Consider the following 17479-nt stretch of genomic DNA (forward strand, 5'->3'; position numbering starts at 1 on the left):
AGTTGCAAGAAGTTCCTCTGTTTTTTATGATATCTAGCTATTACCTGTATAATTGAGGAGAATCATTTGGTTATTTCTAGAGTTAAATTATTTCTATGATAACGATTGTTTTTTGTTTGTTAAAAAATAAGATATTTTATTATGTCTGAAAGTGTAAATAAGCGAATAGCAAAAAATACATTTTTATTGTATTTTCGCTTGTTAGTGGTAATGGGGATTTCTCTTTTTACGGTTCGTGTCGTTTTAAAAACATTGGGTGTTGTAGATTATGGTATTTATAATGTTGTTGGTAGTATTGTGCTGATGTTTAATTTTATAACAACTACTTTAAGTACTGGTACTGTACGTTTTTTTGCTTACCAGTTAGGTGAAAACAATAAAGAGAAGTTGAATCAATTATTTAATTTGTCCATACTGTTTTTCTTTTTAATAATTGTTGTTGTTATTTTGTTTGCAGAAACAATAGGAATATGGTTTTTGAATACTAAAATGGTTATCCCCGAATTACGATTAGACGCTGCAAATTGGGTTTTTCAATTTTCGATCATATCATTTATTATACATTTATTGACAATACCGTATAAATCATTGATATTAGCTCATGAAAGAATGGGTATATATGCCTATATTAGTGTTGTTGAAGTGGTATTGAAATTGTTGATTGTCTACATATTGGTCATTTTCCCTCTAGATAAATTGAAAGTATATAGTGTTTTAATGTTTTGTTCTACATTCGTGATTTCATTCGTATATTTTTTTTATTGCAATAAAAAAATACAAGGTTGTAAATTGCGGATATTTTGGGATGTGGCGATGTTTAAAGAATTGTTTGGTTTTTGTGGGTGGAATTTATTAGGAGCGATGTCCAGTGTGTTACGAAGTCAAGGTATAAATATTTTGTTGAATATTTTTTTTAATCCGGTTGTAAATGCAGCGAGGGCGATAGCATTTCAAATTAATAATGCGGTAAATAATTTTGTCCTTAATTTTTATTCGGCCTTTCGTCCACAAATAACTAAACAATACGCATCAAAAGATTATGATAGTATGATGAAATTAGTGTTCGTGTCTTCACGAATCAGTTATTATCTTATTTTCGTGTTGGCCTTACCGATTTTATTAGAAACGACTTTTATTCTAGAGTGGTGGTTGAATAGTGTTCCTGAGTACACGAAAATTTTTACTAGACTTGTAATAATAAATGCGATAATAGAGGCTTTCAGTTACCCGCTTTCTGCGGCAGTATTAGCTACAGGTAAAAATAAATGGTATCAGATTATTACTGGAGGTATACTTTTGTTGAATTTACCGATATCATATGTGTTTTTAAAATTAGGTTTTCCTCCACAAATAACAATGATTGTCTCAATTGTATTAACAACTTTTTCAATAGGAACACGAGTATATTTCGTAAAAAAATTATTATCAATTTCGATTAAAAATTATTTACGCAGTGTTTTCTATTCGGTCTTTGTGGTTACAATGTTTTCTTTACTAATGCCGTTGTTTATTTATAATGTGATGAATGATGGGTTGTTGAGGTTTATTATTGTCGGAATAATTTCAGTGTTGAGTTGTTTGTCATTTATTTATTTTGTCGGAATTACGAAAAATGAGAGGAAAATAGTTAATTCATATCTAAAAGGAAGGATAACTCACATTTACAAAATTATGAAATCATGAAACTAGGTATTCTTACATATCATAGGGCTGAAAATTATGGGGCATTATTACAAGCTTATGCCCTGAGAACCTATTTGAAAAGGCATGTAGAGAAGGTGGAATTTGTTGATTATTGGCCGGATTATCATCGAGAACACTATAAAGTATTCTCATGGAAAAAATTGAAAAAACAAAATTTCAAAGGCAAGATGTCATATCTCGTCTATTTTTTCATATTTGCGATATTTAAATACCAACGTAAGAATAAGATAAATAAATTTCTACGTCGACATTTGAATTTAGGGAGTGTGATCACTTATAAGACAGATCAGGATATTTGTAAAGAATTTGATATTGTTGTTTATGGAAGTGATCAGATTTGGAGAAAACAGGATGTATTATCGAAGATTGGATATAATCCTTGGTATTTTGGTAATGCAAATGTTGAGGCATCCCGTAAGATAAGTTATGCTGGAAGTATGGGCGTAATAGCTTCTGATATAAATGAAATTTTATTGTTGAAAAAGAATTTTGTAAACTTTGATGTTATTTCAGTGCGCGAGTTGGATCTGCAGAAGTTTTTGTCTGATCTTGGTTTTGATGTTCGTTTGGTTATAGATCCGGTATTTTTGTTAAACAAAAAAGAGTGGCGGAAGTTAACGCAAGTAAGAAAGATTGCTTCGAGTGAGAGATATATATTATTTTATAATTTATTGAATACCCCAGAGAGTAATGATTTTGTGAATACATTGCAGGTAAAAATGAAACTGCCCGTTAAAGAAATTAACATGAAACTTGATTTTGCCCATTTAGGAGTGAAGTATATCAAATCTGCATCGGTAGAAAAGTTTCTTTCCTTGATTGATAATGCAGAGTTTGTTGTAACTAATTCTTTTCACGGTACTGCTTTTTCTATTATTTTTGAAAAACAATTTTATGCTGTTGGGTTAAGAGACAAATCTTCAAGGGTGTGTTCACTGCTGGAGTTAGTCGGGATAAGAGAACGTTATATAGAGGATATAACGATGCCGATAAACGATGACAATATTGACTACGTGGAAGTAAATACCCGTCTTCATGAAGTGGTAGAATATTCCAAATCATTTTTGATAGAGAATATTGTTGATGAAAAAAAGTGATCTGATATTTGGTTTTTTTCTGGTGATTCTTTTTTTATTTGTACTATTTTCAATAAATTATTGGAATCAGGTGACAAGTGGGGAAGCTATAGAGGGATCAAAACATTCTTTGTTGAAGATGATCTCTTTAGTTATCGTTTTATTTTGTGTTCCGGTACTTTTGGAATATAGGACAAAGATTCGCTTGAAGGGAATTCATGGGGTATGCTTGTTGTGGGTGTTTATCATGCCTATCGTGGTCTATATTAACAGAGGATTGAATTCGGATTATATTTTTACCTTGTTATGGCCCTTGTTTTTCGAAATTTCGTATGTGATGATAAGTTCGAAAAACAAGCGGATGAAGATATTTGTACGATTTTTCTTGGTAGTGTTTTGCGTGGGTTTTTATCTGTTTATTGGGGCTATTAGTGCTGCTGATGGCAAACAATCAAATGCCATATTTTTTCCGTTATTGACATTACCTTGGTTAGCATGTATCGAACGAAAATATTTGCGGGTATTGTTATTAGGAGTCCTTACTATTGCTGTGTTATTTTCGATGAAACGCTCAAGTATTATTGTGATATCGTTGGTTTGGGTAATATATGGTTGTTTGACTATTCGTAACGAAAGGCGAAAAATGGTAGCATTGCTAACGGTTGTAATTTTGTTTGTTGTGGGATTTTTTGCCTTTGATATAATAGACGAGAGAACAGGAGGAATGATAACAGAACGCCTGAATAGAGAGGAAACGAATGAAGGACGTAATAGACTGGCTATTTATGAGATCGTGGGGGAAATGCAGATGAATTCTTCGAAGCTGGCTTGGGTGTTGGGACACGGACATAACGGGGTTTGGAAAAATTCTCCCTTGGAGATATCAGCTCATAATGATATACAAGAAGTCCTTTATGATTATGGGCTAATCATTATGGTGCTTTATTTATGTTTATGGTGGTATGTGATAAAAAGAAGCATATATTTATATAGGATTAAATCGCCGTACCTATTTCCTTATTTGAGTTCTCTCGCTATTTTTGTTGTGATGTCGTTGGTTAGTCATTTGATTTTGTATACCTCATATTTTAATTTTTTGGTGATATTTTGGGGTTGTATTGAAGGGATGATTTATGTAGAAAGAAGGATGAAATTTGTGCGCATGATGCAAGATCGGGAACAAAAAAAATGATATACGAATGAAAGTATTGTTTATAACGCGAGGTTATCCCTCTAAGGCGAATCCTATGGATGGGAATTATGAAGCAGTGCAGGCAAAAGCAATAAAAGCAAAAGGGCATGAAGTAATTAATATTTCAATTAAATGGAAATCTGTTTTCTATTTATTCAAATGGAATAGATTTAAATACAAAAATGATGAAGGGATACAAGTTTATGAGTATGTTGGAATTTTGCCTACGATTCCTTTTGTTTTTAATAATGACCGTTTGTCATTATGGATGAAAAAAAGAATATTGTGTAAAGTTTATTCGAAAATATTCAAAAAGCAAGAGAAGCCCAATGTGGTACATTCTCATTCATTGTTTATTTCGGAGTTCGCTATTGCCCTCAAGAAAAAATATTCACTTCCGATAGTTTTTACGGAACATTGGAGTAAATTGAACACTGAAAATATAGATGTGAATTTATATAGAAAGGGGCAAGTTTACCATGAGGCTAATAATGTGATTGCCGTTTCAAATGCGCTATCAGAGAAAATGTTGAAACATTTTGGGGTTAAAAGCCAAGTCATATATAATATGGTTGACAATTCTTTTTTTGATGAAGTGAGCATAGATGATGTGTCTCATTCTAAATTTACGTTTGTTTCTGTTGGAAATCTATTGGTAGGGAAGGGGTTTGACACGCTTGTTAAAGCTTTTTTTGAGTCGAAGTTTCCTTCAAATGTTGTTTTGAATATCATTGGCGAAGGTGGGGAACGTGAAAAACTAGAAGAGTTGATTCGTGCATTACATTTGACAGACCGAGTTAAATTGCTTGGGGTTAAATCTCCGGTGGAAGTGAGTTCGATTTTAGCACATGCTGATATTTTTGTTTTAGCAAGTCGGAAAGAAACTTTCGGCATTGTATACGTAGAGGCCATGGCTAAGGGGTTGCCCGTAATTGCAACAAAATGTGGTGGACCGGAGGAGTTCGTGAACAAGGAGAATGGAATTCTAGTACCAGTGGATAATGTAGAAGAACTTTCAAAAGCTATGCTTTTAATGTATAAAGAAGGGCAACATTATTGTAAACATGCTATTCGGAAATATTCTTATGAAAATTTTTCACAGGATGTAGTTGCAGATAAGATTTTGAAGGTATACAGGGATATATTATAATTGAGAATAGCCATGTTTTTAGATATAGATAAAAAAATCATCAAATTTTATTTAATCCGAATGTGATAGATATATAAATAGTTATGAGAAATATTGCAGTTTATGGAGCCGGAAGTTATGGTCAAGAGATTGCTTGTTTGATAGAAAAAATTAATAGTCGGAATACGATCCCCGGTACAGAATGGAAATTTGTCGGTTTTTTTGATGATAACGAGAAATTGAAAGGAGAAGATTTGGGATATGGAACAATTTTAGGAGGAAGAGATGTTTTGAATGATTGGGATTCTTCTCTTGCTGTTGTAATTGCTATCGCAAATACTTCTATAATTAAGAATATTTTGAGTGGAATTTGTAATGAACGAGTGTATTTCCCGAATATAGTTGATCCTGATACGTCATTTTTAGATCGGAAATCGTGTAGAATGGGGCAAGGAAATGTGATCGGGGAGGGGTGTCGATTTAGTCCGAAAGTATCCATCGGGGATTTTAACATTGTGGTGAATGATTCGGTGTTTGGACATGATGTCGTGATGGGAAGTTACAATGTGCTGTTTCCAGAAGTTCGTTTGTCGGGTTATGTGAAAGTTGGCGATAGTAATTTATTCGGGGTAAGAACGGCTATTTTGCAGGGCTTTTCGGTTGGATCGAACGTGCGCATAGCTTCTGGTAGTATACTAATGAATGATGCGCAAGACGGTTTCGTGTATAGGGGAAATCCTGCAAGAAAAATGGCGCTGTAAATAAATTTTGATAACGATGTTTTTAGATATAGATAAGAAATTATCATCGAAAATTGCGGCAATAGATGATAGTGGTGCTTTGATTACTTATGGAGCACTGAAGGAATTTTGTGAAGAGTTTTATGACGCTTTACCTCGTAGAACGTTAATATTTATAATGGCAGAGAATGTGATCGGGTCTCTGGGTGGTTATGTTGCCGCTTTGTCGAACCGGATCGTGCCGTTGATTATTAATGCTCATATTGATAGGCAACTCTATGAAACATTGAAAGATTTATATAAACCGGAGTTTATTTGGGGACGAGAGACTTTGTTGGAGGGGATGCCGATCGTGTTTTCCAAGTATGGCTTTGGACTTGCCAGAACGGGTTTGTTACCTGATCCTTTGTATGATGAACTGTCGTTGTTGCTTCCAACTTCAGGATCGACAGGAAGTCCTAAATTAGTTCGCCATAGTTATCGTAACGTGGAGTCGAATGCTCGTAATGTCGCAAGTTTGTTTAACTTGAATGATCAAGAACGAGCGATGGCATCATTGCCCATGCATTACACGATGGGATTATCTGTAATATCCAGTCATCTGTACGCTGGGGCAACGCTTTTGCTTTCTGATAAGTCGTTAATGGATGCGAGTTTTTGGAGGATGATGAAAGAAGAACGAGCAACGAGTTTTACGGGTGTTCCATATAGTTTTGAGATCTTAAACAAGATGAGGTTTTTTAGAATGGATTTACCTTATTTGAAATTGATCACTCAAGGTGGAGGAAAGTTGCCGGACGAACTTTTTAAAACTTGTGCGGAATATGCGGAGAGAACGGGCAAGAGATTTATTGCAACTTATGGACAAACAGAAGGAACGGCACGGATGGCTTATTTGGCACCAGAGTTAGCTATGACAAAGGTTGGAAGTATAGGTGGCGCCATTCCTAACGGAAGTTTATCAATTATAGATGAGAGTGGGCATGAAACGAGCGAGGGGGAAGGCGTGGGAGAGATGATTTATAGAGGTCCGAATGTGACCTTGGGATATGCTGTTTGTGGGGAGGATTTGGGGAAAGGGGATGAAAATAACGGGATATTACATACGGGAGATGTTGCCCAAAGGGATAAAGACGGTTGTTATTACATCGTGGGACGAATGAAACGCTTTTTAAAGATATTCGGTTTACGTATAGGATTGGATGAGGTTGAGCATTTGGTGAAATCTGCTTTTGATACGGATTGTTTGTGTGGGGGAGATGATGAAAAATTGATAATTAAGATAACGAATAGAATGATTCCGGAGCAAGTTCTTGATTTTGTTGTTCAAAAAACAAAATTGTTTCACAAGAATGTACAGGTGGAAGTTGTGGATGTGATAAAAAGGAATGCGGCAGGAAAAGTAATTTTGAATTGAAATGGAAAACGTGGGAACAAAAAGTTTAGAAAGTAAGGTTTGTTTGATAACGGGGGCTGCTCGCGGCATAGGGAGAGCGATTACCGAGAAACTTGCTGCACGGGGAGGTATTGTATATGCTAATGACCGTTTGGTAGAAGAAATGGGGGAATGGGTAAAGGAGTGTGCGGATAAGTATGCGACAGAAATCATTCCAGTGTCTTGTGATATTTGTGATTTTCAAGCCGTCAAACAAATGATAATTCAAATAAAGAAAGAACGAGGACGTATTGATGTCTTGGTAAATAATGCTGGGATTGTTACATATGAATACTTGGGAATGATTGATTTTGAAAAATTGAGACAAATGTTCGAGGTAAATGTGATTGCCATGATTCATTTGATACAACTTGTTTCGAGGTTGATGACAAGGCAAAAATCAGGTTCAATTATTAATATGGCAAGTATTGTTGGTGTAAAGGGAGCGAAAGGGCAATTGGCATATTCTGCCACAAAAGGAGCCGTTGTTTCAGTTACAAGATCAGCTGCAAAAGAATTGGCAGAACATCAAATTAGAGTGAATGCAGTGGCTCCAGGTATGGTGGCGACTGATCGTTTTTTGCATTCAATAGAGAATCGTTTTGAAGACAGGTTAAATAGTGTGGGTTTTGGACGTTATGCGTTGCCTGAAGATATTGCCGATGCAATTTCGTTTTTTGCCTCGGACGAATCAAAATATATAACAGGACAAGTGTTGGGTGTTGATGGTGGATTTATTTTGTAAAGAGTAATCTCTAGTGATATGGAAAATGGAAAGAAGTATAATGTGATTTTCATGGAAGTCTTTTCTGTCGGAGAAGAGTCCCTAAATGATGAGTTTAAACAAGAGAATGTTGAGAATTGGAATTCAATACATCAATTAAATTTAGTTTCTTATATAGAGGAATCGTTTGATATTATGTTGGATTCGGAAGATATCTTAGGGTTAACGTCTTATTCTAAAGGTAAGGAAATTCTTACTTCTAAGTATAATATTAATTTTTAATTTTTAGATAGGTGTATGCGTGTATTGTATAACACATGTGTGGCAGATCCGTGGGTAAAAGTTGCTCAAAGATTGCGGGATGATTATGGATATGAGCCCGTGTATTGGATTGGTTTTAATTACGATGATTCGGAGAATATCGTGAAAGAATTGTTGCCAACAGCTTGTTATCAATCTTATTCTAATGCATGGAGAGGAATTTTTTCAAAAGAAATTGCAGATAAGGCTAAAGAATGTTATGTAGATATTGATTTTTTGAAAGAAATTGCCGTGTATGAATTACAAGCTATTAAAATGATGGATAGATTGGATTATGATCGGTATAGCTTTAATTATATGGAGCGGGAACGGCATTTCCTTAATTTGTTGAAAAGTTGGATGGCTTGCATTGAAATTTATAAACCAGATTTAGTAGTTAGCGCAGTGAATCCTCATCGTGTATATGATTATGTGTTGTATTTGTTGTGTAAACGAATGAATATAAAGTTTATTACATTCCAATATTCCATGTGTGTGGAGCGGATTTATGCAACAACTAATTTTTATACCGTGGGAGATCTTTTTGAAAAAGACTATAAATATTATTTGTCAAAAAAAGAGTTGGATAAAAACGAACTTCCAGTTGAAATTCTGAATCAATTTGAAAAAGTTTTGAAAGATTATTCCGAAGCTGCACCTGCTTATATGAAGACACATCCGCTTATGGATAAAAAATATAGGAATTTTTTCTTTTTGGTAAAAACCTTTGTAAAGAAATATGACTTTTTCGGGAAAAATGGAATTTTGCGAAAAGGGTATGTTTCTGTTACAATGTTCAAAAATCGGAAATATAGCTTAGAAAAATCTCATTTTGGAATAATCGAAATAGCACTAAAAAAGGAAAAAAATCTAGCATACAGTAAAAGAATGCATAGATATTATTCTTCTTTAGCAGAATATCCGCAAAAGAATGTCGATTATATTTTGTTACCGTTACATTATCAACCGGAGGCGACAACTTCTCCGGCTGGAGATATTTTCGTGAACCAGAGGTTGTGCGTGGAGATGTTATTGAAATATACCTCAGACAACTATTTTATTTACGTGAAAGAACATCCGCAGCAATTTATGTCTCATATGTTGGGGCATACAAATCGAATAAAGGAATTTTACGATGATTTAATAGCTAACCCTCGTGTAAAATTGATGCCATTTGAACTGGATTCATATTCTTTAATGAGAAATGCAAAAGCTGTTGCAACTGTTACAGGTACTGTGGGGTGGGAAGCAATGATGCATAGGAAACCTGTCATCGTGTTTGGTATGATTTGGTATGAGCAATGTCGTAGTGTGTTGAGAGTTACGGATGAAACTTCTGCATCAAAAATAATGTCTTATATCGAAAATTATTGTTATGACGAACACGATATTTTAGCTTATCTCATGGCTTTTGCTAAAAATTCCATTCGAGCTTATCATTATCAAGGTAGAAAAGAAAAAATGAATTTATCGGAAGAGGAGTGTGTACGCAATATAATAGGAAAGCTTTTATTTTTTCAGGGATAAATTGTAATGAAAATCCTATTTTTTATACTTATTTGTAGTTTATTGAGATGCGAGTGTTTATCTGCTCAATGTGTGAATATTAGCAATAAGAGAATATTGTTTCTTGATTATGACATTATTGAAAAATTGGACGGTGCAGAACTCAAGATGAATTCTCCTATTGATAGAGGAGTCGCTTTTTATTTTGATAAATCTTGGGAAGGACCGAGTTGTGCTTATGTTACAATAATAAAAGATTCAACATTTTATAGGGCTTATTATCGGGGACGGTTGACCTCTAAAACGGGTGGGGCAAAACAAATAACATGTGTTGCAGAGTCAAAAGATGGTGTTCATTGGTATAAACCACGATTGAGTATTTATCGAATTGCAGGATACGATAAGAATAATATTGTGTTAATGAATGAAGGGGATGTTTCCCATAATTTTTCACCTTTTATTGACATTAATCCCAAGCATGATCTTCGATATAGGTATAAAGGTATTGGAGGTAAAGAAGGTAAAGGACTTTTTGTTTACCAGTCAATTGATGGGTTGAAGTGGGAGAAAATGAAGGAAGAGCCTTTTTATACAGATGGAAATTTTGACTCGCAAAATGTCGTGTTTTGGAGTCCGGAGCACAACTCGTATTTGTTGTTTTTTAGAAAATGGAGGAAAGTTGATAAGGTGTTATACCGAACAATAGCGATGAGTCGTTCCGAGGATTTTGAAAAGTGGGAGAAATATAAATTATTGGATTTTGGAGATACTCCCATTGAAAACTTGTATACAAATCAAATCGGATTTTATTATAGGGCTCCTCAGTTCTTAATTGGCATAGGAGCAAGGTTTTTTCAAAATAAGAAGGTGATACCAGATTCTTTATCTACAAGGATGAATGCTGCTTATGTGAATGATTGTTCGGATGTTTATTTAATGTCATCTAAGGATGCTCTTCATTTTGATCGGATTTTTATGGAATCTTTTATAAGACCAGGGATAGGGTATAATAATTGGACTTCCAGAACAAATTACCCGGCATTGAATATTGTTGAAACGTCGGATAGCGAGTTGTCTGTTTATGTGAATGAAAATTATATGCAGCCTGAAGCCCATTTGAGAAGGTATTCTATTAGAATAGATGGTTTTACTTCTATTTGTGCGGGGTATGTCGGTGGAGTAGTTATTACGAAGCCAATTAAGTTTAGTGGGACAAAACTTGAGATAAATTATTCTACTTCTGCAGCGGGAGAAATACGAATAGAATTGCTTGATGAAAGAGATGACGTTATTCCGGGATATTCAAAAGAGGATTGTGACTCTATTGTTGGAGACGAGATTTCGAGGGGTGTCACTTGGCATGGTAGGGGCGATTTGTCTTCCATTGAAGGGCAAATTGTAAAAATGAAATTTTATTTGAAAGATGCGGATGTGTTTTCGTTCAGATATTACTAGTTGTTTGAAAGAGTATATCGGTTATGTATAAAAATTGTTTGAAACGTTGCGTTGATTGTTTGCTTGCTATTTGTGTGCTATTTATTGTTTGGCCATTTTTACTAATTGTTATTATCTTCTTGTATTTTGCAAATAAAGGGGCTGGTGTATTTTTTACACAAGAACGTCCGGGGCGAAATGCTAAAATATTTAGGGTGATAAAATTTAAAACGATGACTGATGAGCGTGATAAGGATGGAAAATTATTGCCTGACGAGAAACGTTTAACAAGGGTTGGAAGGGTGGTGCGCTCTTTGTCGATAGATGAATTACCACAATTGATAAATGTATTGAAGGGAGATATGGCGTTTGTTGGGCCTCGTCCTTTGTTGCCAAAATATTTACCGTTATATTCAAAAGAACAGTTTCGACGTCATGAAGTTCGTCCCGGTATTACCGGTTGGGCGCAAATTAACGGAAGGAATAACATATCGTGGACAAAAAAATTTGAATATGACGTCTGGTATGTCGATCATTTGTCTCTGGGTTTGGATTTGAAGATTTTGCTTTTGACGGTAAAGAAGGTTTTTGTGAGAGAAGGAATATCAAAAGAGGGAGAAGCAACGACTGTTCCTTTTGATGGAACAAATTGAGTACGTTGTTTTTTTCGCAAAATAACGTTATCTCCGTATGAACCGAAAGGAGAATGTATTATGACAGCGATAGAATTAGATGCCTTTAAGATGCAATTGATACGTGATATCCTTGCTATTAATAATTTGGAGATGTTGGATGATGTGAAGAAGTATGTAAGGTAATTGATCAAGATACACCAACGTCAATGTTCTTCGGAGTTTATGCTAAATGTTCCTACCACTGTAGAGGAATTGAAGGAAAGTGTCGAACGGGGATTAGCTGATATTAAAGCCGGACGGCTGACTCCAAGCGAAGATGTTTTTTGCGAGTTGGAGAAAAAATATCTATAATGTATACGAGTAGTGTGGTGGTGGGTAACTAGGTATTTTGACTGATGAGTTGAAGGTAGAATAATCATTAAAAATTTTTCAATATAGAGTTTCAAGCGGGACGGGATGAATAAATCCCGTGATGGCCCGTGGCGGGACGTTTACTGTTTATATGTATGGATCGAAAACGAATTTATCTTTGCTTGGCACATATGAGTGGCAAAGAACAAGACTTTATTAAAGAGGCGTTTGATACGAATTGGGTGGTTCCATTGGGACCGAACGTGAACGCTTTCGAGAAATCCCTTCGGGACTTCTTGATTGAAAATGGAAAATTGAAAGTTGAAGATGAGGGGAAACAGGTGGTGGCGTTGAGTGCGGGAACGGCAGCTTTACATTTGGGGTTGATATTATTGGGGGTGCAAGCGGGGGACGAGGTGATTTGTCAGAGTTTCACGTTTTGTGCATCAGCGAATCCGGTGACTTATTTGGGGGCAACGGCTGTTTTTGTGGATTCGGAAGAGGATACTTGGAACATGAACCCCGTATTGCTGGAGGAAGCTATACGAGATCGGATGGCAAAAACCGGACGGAAACCGAAGGCAATTATTCCGGTACACCTGTACGGGATGCCTGCAAAGATGGACGAGATTTGTGCCGTGGCCGAGAAGTATGAGATTCCCGTATTGGAGGATGCTGCAGAGGCGTTGGGATCGGAATATAAGGGGCAGAAATGTGGTACTTTGGGGGTATATGGGGCGTTGAGTTTTAACGGGAACAAGATGATCACGACCTCGGGGGGAGGTGCGTTGGTAGTGCCTAATGAAGAATCCAAAAAGGCTGCGATGTTTTACGCTACGCAGGCACGGGAACCGTACCCCTACTATCAACATGAGAAGATTGGCTATAATTATCGGATGAGTAATATTTGTGCCGGGATCGGGTTGGGACAAATGACTGTATTGGAAGAGCATGTAGCTCATCACCGTCGTGTACATGAGTTATACGAACAAGCGTTTGCCAATGTGAAAGGGATCGAGTTGAAATCGAATCCCGACGAGCGGTTTCATGCAAATTACTGGTTATGTACAATACTAATAGATAAGGAGGAGACCGGTGTGGATTGTGAAGAGTTGAGAGTGTTCTTGGATAGTAAAGGAATTGAAACCCGGCCACTCTGGAAGCCAATGCATTTGCAGCCGGTGTTTGCGGGCAGTCCTTGTTACGTGGACGGAACTTCGGAGAAATTATTCGAGAAAGGATTGTGTATTCCTGCCGGGCCTTGCGTGACGGATGAGGATGTAGCTTATATTGTGAGTGAGATAAAAAGTTGTATCTGTAAATAATTAAAAGTATGCATGTGATAAAGAACGTGATTATGTTGGTATGGGCTGCGGGATTGTTTGTTTCGTGTGCTTCGAGCAAGAAGGTGGTGTATTTGCAGGATGTTGATGTAAACAAACGGATCAAAGCGGAGTGTGAATATAAAACCGTGATTCATACGGATGATTTGTTGTCGATTATCGTGTCGTGTGATGATTTGGAATCTGCACAACCTTTTAATACACCAATGATTGGATTGGGACGTGACGTGAGTACAACCTCTAGCCAGCAAATTCCGAGGGGGTATCTCGTGGATAAGAATGGTGAGATTGATTTTCCTGTGTTGGGAAAATTGAAAGTCGTGGGAATTTCGAGAAACGAGTTGGCGGAAATGTTGAAAGAGAAGTTGTCGGAGTACTTGAAGAACCCGATCGTGACTATTCAGTTCCAGAATTTCAAGGTGACGATATTAGGGGAGGTGAAAGCTCCTGGTAGCTATAAGGTCGTTAGTGAGCGGGTATCGTTGTTGGATGCACTCGGAATGGCAGGGGATTTACAAATTAATGGTAAACGGAAAAACGTCTTGGTGATGCGGGAGCAAGGAGATGAAAAGGTTTTTGCCCGAATAGATTTGACATCGAGTGATTTTATCGATTCTCCATTCTTTTATTTACAGCAAAATGATGTGGTTTACGTGGAACCGAACAAAGGACGGATTGCTGGGGGAAGTGTCAGCACATTTTTACCTTATATTTTATCAAGTTTGTCGACAATCGTGGCCTTGATTTCTTTGACAAGATAGTTCCAGATTAATAATATATGAAATGATCAATCAAGATAATAATTTGTTACAGACAGAAGAAGAGGAGTATTTTGATCTGAAAACTTTTTTCTATAAAATTTTGGCCCGTTGGTGGTGGTTTGCTATTAGCATACCGTTATGCGCTCTAATTGCTTTGTATATTTGTTTTAGTTCGCCTCCGGTGTATAAGGTGGGGGCGAAGGTGATGATTAGCGATTCGAAAAAAGGGGAGGTCGGGATAAATCCGATGTTAAAGGAATTGGGGTTGTTTCAAGGAACGATGATGGTGGAGAATGAGATTGTAGAGTTGAAATCCAAGAACTTGATATTGGATGTAGTAAAAGAGCTGGAGCTAAATGTGGATTATACGAGGGAAAAGGTGTTGAGAGAAGAGAAGTTGTACAAGGATTCTCCTTTTCGAATGCTCGTGGATTTACCCGAGAATATAAAGGATACAACCTTTTACGTGATTGCAAAGGGGGCAGATAGGATTGAGGTATTGGATGCAGATAAAAACGTGATGTTCGAGGGGAATTTTTCTCAAGCGATATCAATGGGAGACTACCGTATGACCGTGGAAAAAAATGATTCGTTATTACAAGTTGGAGATGAGATTCGAGTGGATTTATTATCTTACGGGAAAGCAGCAACGGATTTTCACAAGCGTTTGGAGATAAGTTTGTTGGAGAAAAATGCTAGCGCTGTGGGTGTTTCGTTAAAGGAAACGAATCCGGGGAAAGGGGTAGATTTCCTTTACACGATGATTCGGCGTTACAACCAAAATGGTATAGAGGATAAACAACTCGTGTCAGAAAAGACGGTTGAGTTTATCAACGAACGTCTTCGGGTCATTAATCAGGAATTAGGAGATATTGAGAATAGTGCGGAAACATTCAAAAAGACGAACCAGTTAACTAACTTGACGTCAGATGCAGCTCTTGCCATGGAACAAAAGAAGGCGACTGATGCTGAATTATTGAAATTGGGTACCGAGATGGATGTGGTGAAGAGTGTGCGTGCTTACTTGGAAGATAGACGAGGAGAAGAGTTTAGAATATTACCGGAACAGTTAGGGTTGACAGATGAATCTCTTAATAGTGGTATCAGTAAGTATAACGAGATGATTCTTCGTAGAGGGAAATTGTTACAATCGGCTAGGGAAAGTAACCCGATCGTGTTGGGTTTGGAGGCACAGTTACGGGAGTTAAAGAGTAGTATTCGGTCGGCTATTGCTAACGTGGAGAATGGATTGGATATAAAGATTAAGAGCTTAGAACGGGAAAGCCAACAGGTGGAGGATAAATTAACTTCCGTACCGACACAGGAAAAGCAGTATCGTTCTATTGCCCGAGAGCAGGAGTTGAAGGAGAACTTGTTTTTGTTCTTAATGCAGAAACGCGAAGAGGCGGAGATCGCCAAGTTGATGTATGTGCCGATGGCTAAGATCATAGAGAATCCGGATCCGGGGGAACATCCAGTGGCTCCTAGAAAAATGCTTATATTGTTGTTCGGAATGTTCATGGGAGTGGTGCTTCCCGTGGGAATCATGTTCGTGGCGGATATGTTGGATACAAAAGTGAGAAATGCTGATGAGGTGGGAAAAGTGGTGAACGCCCCGTTACTGGGAACTTTACCGCAATTGCCGGAAGAGAAAACATCGATAGAGAGTGAGGACTGGATGATGTCGGAGTCGATGCAGTTGATCCGGGAGAATTTGAATTACCTGATCAAGCGAAAGGACACGCCCGTGATCATGGTGTCATCGACGATACCGAGTGAAGGGAAATCTTTGGTCGCGGCGCATTTAGCGAGTGCTTACGCCCGGGCGGGAAAGAAAGTGATCGTGATCGGTTGTGACTTGCGTAACCCGAGGTTAAACGAGTACTTCAAGAGGGAAGGCCGGAAGGGATTATCGGCTTACCTGGCCGGGATGGTTGATGACCCGGGGATGCTGGTAGAGAAGGTAAACGATAACTTGCACGTGATATTTGGAGGAACGGTACCCCCGAACCCGACACAGTTGATAGCTAGTCCCCGGATGGGAGAGTTGCTGGCGTGTTTGAAGAGTGAGTTCTCGTGTATTATCCTTGACACGCCGCCGCTGGGTATCCTAGCTGACGGTTTCTCGTTGAGCGAGTATGCGGATGCTTGTGTTTACGTGGTTCGCGCGAACGTGCTTGACAAGAAAGGTCTGAGGGTTGTTGCCGATCTGGAAAAGGGTGGTCGTTTGGCGAACCTGGGAATCGTGGTGAACGGGATCAAGGTCAGTCGTTCCGGTGGTTACGGCTATGGTTATGGCTATGGTTATGGCTACGGTTACGGGTATGGCTACGGTTATGGGCAGGATGGCAAGGATAAAAAGAAGAAAAAATAACGATCATGGACTGGTTTAAAAGAAAGGACAAGCAATATTTTTCTTATGATCATGATATCCATTCTCACATTTTACCGGGATTGGATGACGGGGTGAAGCGGGTAGAGGATTCTGTGGTGATCGTGAAAAAGATGCTGGAACTGGGGGTGAAACAGTTTTCTTTTACCCCTCATATTTCTTTTCCGTCACCGATGAACACGCCGGAGATAATTCTTGGAAAACTGAACGAGCTGAAAGAACGTTTATTGAAGGAGAAAATTGAAATTGAGGCGGATGCAGGGGCGGAGTACAAGATCGGTGAATACATGATAGATTTGATCCGTCAAGGGAATATTGCCTCGTTTCACGGAGGAAAGGTGCTGGTGGAACATAGTTTCGTGGCCCCGTCTCCGGCTTTTGAGGAGGTGATTTTTCGCCTGCAGGACAAGGGTTACACGCCCGTGCTGGCACATCCGGAGCGTTACCCGTTTTACATGAAACATCTGACGGAACGGGTGTGGGAATTGAAACGACGGGGATGCCGGATACAGGTGAACTTGCTGTCGTTTGTAGGTTTTTACGGGAAAGAGGCAATGGCAGGGGCGAGGGAGTTATTGGTGGCAAGGTTGATTGATTATTTTTCCGGGGATATACACTCGGTGAAACAGGCGGAGTTGTTGGAAAAATTCTTAAAATCGAAAGAATCGGAAAAGTTATTGGTTTAAGATTTACAAATTCGTGTTTAAGCGGAGATATAACCTCGGACGAAGAGTGTCCGAGGTTTTTTAATTTATAA

16 protein-coding genes are annotated in these 17479 nt (G+C 37.8%); all 16 read left to right on the plus strand.

Going from position 1 to position 17479, the window contains the following annotated elements:
• Window positions 1–141: 141 nt before the first annotated feature.
• On the plus strand, window positions 142–1683 hold the full coding sequence (locus QVC79_RS15915; protein WP_270595419.1) for a lipopolysaccharide biosynthesis protein: 1542 nt from the start codon (window positions 142–144) through the stop codon (window positions 1681–1683).
• The gene (locus tag QVC79_RS15920; RefSeq protein WP_270595420.1) at window positions 1680–2801 is read left to right on the plus strand and encodes a polysaccharide pyruvyl transferase family protein; all 1122 of its coding nucleotides are present in this window, start codon (window positions 1680–1682) and stop codon (window positions 2799–2801) included. Before QVC79_RS15915 ends, QVC79_RS15920 begins: the two co-directional genes overlap by 4 nt.
• Window positions 2802–3141: 340 nt before the next feature.
• Window positions 3142–3972 (plus strand): O-antigen ligase family protein, encoded by an 831-nt coding sequence (locus QVC79_RS15925; RefSeq protein WP_270595421.1) that lies wholly within the window; start codon window positions 3142–3144, stop codon window positions 3970–3972.
• A 7-nt stretch (window positions 3973–3979) separates the two neighbouring features.
• Window positions 3980–5122, plus strand: a complete 1143-nt coding sequence (locus QVC79_RS15930) for a glycosyltransferase (protein WP_270595422.1) — start codon at window positions 3980–3982, stop codon at window positions 5120–5122.
• Between the two features lie 83 nt (window positions 5123–5205).
• Window positions 5206–5862 carry a PglD-related sugar-binding protein gene (locus tag QVC79_RS15935; RefSeq protein WP_270595423.1) on the plus strand — a complete coding sequence of 219 codons (657 nt, stop codon included), beginning with the start codon at window positions 5206–5208 and terminating at the stop codon, window positions 5860–5862.
• Window positions 5863–5878: 16 nt separating this feature from the next.
• On the plus strand, window positions 5879–7258 hold the full coding sequence (locus QVC79_RS15940; RefSeq protein WP_270595424.1) for an AMP-binding protein: 1380 nt from the start codon (window positions 5879–5881) through the stop codon (window positions 7256–7258).
• 1 nt (window position 7259) lies between these two features.
• On the plus strand, window positions 7260–8021 hold the full coding sequence (locus QVC79_RS15945; protein ID WP_270595425.1) for an SDR family NAD(P)-dependent oxidoreductase: 762 nt from the start codon (window positions 7260–7262) through the stop codon (window positions 8019–8021).
• Between the two features lie 18 nt (window positions 8022–8039).
• Window positions 8040–8282, plus strand: a complete 243-nt coding sequence (locus tag QVC79_RS15950; RefSeq protein WP_270595426.1) for an acyl carrier protein — start codon at window positions 8040–8042, stop codon at window positions 8280–8282.
• A gap of 15 nt (window positions 8283–8297) precedes the next feature.
• Window positions 8298–9827: a capsular polysaccharide export protein, LipB/KpsS family gene (locus QVC79_RS15955; protein ID WP_270595427.1), complete on the plus strand. Its 1530-nt coding sequence runs from the start codon at window positions 8298–8300 to the stop codon at window positions 9825–9827.
• Between the two features lie 6 nt (window positions 9828–9833).
• A complete protein-coding gene (locus QVC79_RS15960) occupies window positions 9834–11261 on the plus strand; it encodes a glycoside hydrolase family protein (protein ID WP_287642519.1) in 1428 nt (475 codons plus the stop codon).
• Window positions 11262–11284: 23 nt separating this feature from the next.
• Complete coding sequence (locus QVC79_RS15965; RefSeq protein WP_270595429.1) at window positions 11285–11893, plus strand: sugar transferase; 609 nt, start codon at window positions 11285–11287, stop codon at window positions 11891–11893.
• 204 nt (window positions 11894–12097) lie between these two features.
• Window positions 12098–12226 (plus strand): hypothetical protein, encoded by a 129-nt coding sequence (locus QVC79_RS15970; RefSeq protein ID WP_270595430.1) that lies wholly within the window; start codon window positions 12098–12100, stop codon window positions 12224–12226.
• Window positions 12227–12381: 155 nt separating this feature from the next.
• A complete protein-coding gene (locus QVC79_RS15975; RefSeq protein ID WP_270595431.1) occupies window positions 12382–13551 on the plus strand; it encodes a DegT/DnrJ/EryC1/StrS family aminotransferase in 1170 nt (389 codons plus the stop codon).
• 8 nt (window positions 13552–13559) lie between these two features.
• A complete protein-coding gene (locus QVC79_RS15980) occupies window positions 13560–14330 on the plus strand; it encodes a polysaccharide biosynthesis/export family protein (RefSeq protein ID WP_270595432.1) in 771 nt (256 codons plus the stop codon).
• 22 nt (window positions 14331–14352) lie between these two features.
• Window positions 14353–16704: a GumC family protein gene (locus tag QVC79_RS15985; RefSeq protein ID WP_270595433.1), complete on the plus strand. Its 2352-nt coding sequence runs from the start codon at window positions 14353–14355 to the stop codon at window positions 16702–16704.
• 5 nt (window positions 16705–16709) lie between these two features.
• Window positions 16710–17408 (plus strand): tyrosine-protein phosphatase, encoded by a 699-nt coding sequence (locus QVC79_RS15990; protein WP_270595434.1) that lies wholly within the window; start codon window positions 16710–16712, stop codon window positions 17406–17408.
• The last annotated feature ends 71 nt before the right edge of the window (window positions 17409–17479 follow it).

It is taken from the genome of Butyricimonas sp., from assembly GCF_019423355.1.
Classification (GTDB): Bacteria; Bacteroidota; Bacteroidia; order Bacteroidales; family Marinifilaceae; genus Butyricimonas; species Butyricimonas faecihominis.